At 71.2% G+C, this 2248-nt stretch carries 1 protein-coding gene and 1 pseudogene; one reads left to right on the forward strand and one right to left on the reverse strand.

From position 1 onward, the window contains the following. Nucleotides 1-219 precede the first annotated feature (219 nt). Nucleotides 220-1845 carry a glucose-6-phosphate isomerase gene (gene pgi / locus AC2W7C_RS16980; protein WP_486002432.1) on the forward strand — a complete coding sequence of 542 codons (1626 nt, stop codon included), beginning with the start codon at nt 220-222 and terminating at the stop codon, nt 1843-1845. A gap of 162 nt (nt 1846-2007) precedes the next feature. On the opposite strand, the pseudogene AC2W7C_RS16985 reads toward pgi, so the two are convergent. After that, a pseudogene (locus AC2W7C_RS16985) lies at nt 2008-2248 on the reverse strand (hypothetical protein); the annotation flags it as partial.

A 2248-nucleotide genomic window follows, 5' to 3' on the forward strand; every position in this document is an offset into this window, starting at 1 on the left:
GGCGACCGAGAGCGGCGCGTCGGCCGGCGCGGGCGGCTGGGCCGCGGCCAGGGCGACGTTGGGGTCGGCGAGAAGGAGGGAGACGGCCAGGGCGACGCCGCAGGACATGGGGAACCTCTCGGGCGAACTCTTGTTGGCCGAATCACCGATTCGGCGTTGAACCGGCTTACGCCCGACCCGTAAACGAGGGTTTACACCCGTCTTTCGCCGAGTCCGCCGATGACCGCTCGATCCCAGGCCCTGGACATGCTTCGCGCCGTCGCGCGCAAGGACGCGGGCGCCCGCATCGTCCATCAGTTCGCGACGGACCGCCGCCGCACGGAGCGGATGGGGGTCGAGGCGGCCGGGCTCTATGTGGACCTGTCCAAGCAGACCTGGAGCGCCGAGGGGTTCGAGGCGGCTCTGGACCTGGCGCGGACCTGCGACGTGGAGGGCCGTCGGGCGGCGTTGTTCGGCGGCGAGGCCGTCAACAACACCGAAGGCCGGGCCGTGCTGCATCCCGCGCTGCGGGCGGCCGACGGGGCCGACTTCCACGCGCTGGGCGAGGCGGTGTCCAAGGAAGTCGACGAGACCCGCCGGTCGATGGCCGCGTTCGCCCAAGGAATCCGGTCGGGCGCCGAGACGGGCGGGACCAAACAGCCCTTCCAGGCCATCGTCCATATCGGCATCGGCGGCTCGGACCTGGGCCCCCGGCTGCTGTGGGACGCCCTGCGGCCGCTGGAGCCCGCGATCGACCTGCGCTTCGTCGCCAACATCGACCCCCGCGACATGGCCGAGGCCCTGGCCGGGCTGGACCCCGAGACGACGCTGGTGGTGGTGGTGTCCAAGACCTTCACCACCCAGGAGACCCTGGCCAACGCCGAGCTGGCCAAGGCCTGGCTGGCCGAAAGCCTGTCGCCGCGGCGCATGGCCCGGCACCTGATCGGCGTCACCGCGGCGCCCGAGAAGGCTGAGGCCTGGGGCTGCGGCCGGACGTTCGGGTTCCGCGATTGGGTGGGCGGACGCTACTCCCTGTGGTCGGCGGTCAGCCTGTCGGTCGCCGTGGCGCTGGGCTGGGACGTGTTCGAACGCGTGCTGGCCGGGGCGCGGGCGATGGACGAGCATTTCCTGGGCGCGGATCTGGAGAAGAACGCGCCGGTGCTGATGGCCCTGGCGCAGGTGTTCAACGTCGAGGGGCTGAACCGGCACGCCCGCACGGTGGCGCCTTACGCCCACGGGCTTCGCCGTCTGCCGGCCTTCCTGCAGCAGCTGGAGATGGAATCGAACGGCAAGCGGGTGACGCGCGACGGCCAGCCCGTAACGACGGCGACCGGTCCGATCGTGTTCGGCGAGCCGGGCACCAACGGCCAGCACGCCTTCTTCCAGCAGATCCACCAGGGGCCGCAGGTGGTGCCCGCCGAGTTCGTGGTGGTCGGCCATACGTCTGAGGCGGCCATGGACGACCGCGAGGGCGATGCACCCCTGTGGTCCAACGCCCTGGCCCAGGCCCAGGCGCTGATGATCGGCAAGAGCGAGGCCGAGGCCCGGGCGGAGCTGATCGCCGCCGGGGCGGACAAGGCCGAGGCCGACCGGCTGGCGCCGCACAAGACCTTCCCCGGCGACCGGCCGTCGACGAGTATCCTGCTGGACGCCCTGACGCCGGAAGCCGTGGGCGCCCTGATCGCCCTTTATGAGCACAAGACCTTCGTGGAAGGCGTGATCTGGGACATCAACAGCTTCGACCAGTGGGGCGTCGAGCTGGGCAAGGTCCTGGCCAAGGCCATCTTGAAGGATGTCGAGGCCGGCGAGCCGGGAGCGGGCCTCGATCCGTCGACGGCCGAACTGATGAAGCGGCTGATGGTGTAGGGGGCCGAACACGTCCTGCTCCTTTCCCGTCATCCTCGGGTCAAGCCCGAGGGTGACGGGTGTAGGAGAGGGCGCAAGAAAAAGGCGGGCCCTGTCTCCAGGACCCGCCTTCCTCGCCCACGCCCGGCCGGACTTCAAGCAGCCGGGCGGAAGGGGTCTGGCCTACCAGCGGCGGTCGTAGCGGTAGTCGCGGTCGTAGCGGCGATCGTCGCGACGGTCGCGGCGCCATTCACGACGGTCGTCGCGGTAGTCCCGGTAGTCGCGGCGCTGTTCCCAGCGCGGGTCGCGGCTGTTGATGCCGTGCTCGCGCTCCCAGTGACCCTGGTTCCGATAGCAGCGGCCGCCGCGGTAGTAGCCGCAGTCGTCGCCGCGGCTGCCCCGAGGCCGCGCCGACCGCGGCGCC

It is taken from the genome of Brevundimonas sp. CURTG3B2_SDJG (assembly GCF_057364705.1).

What these genes read in the sequence shown, in the direction of transcription:
- pgi (WP_486002432.1), top strand. Translation starts at nt 220, where the DNA reads ATGACCGCTCGATCCCAGGCCCTGGACATGCTTCGCGCCGTCGCGCGC.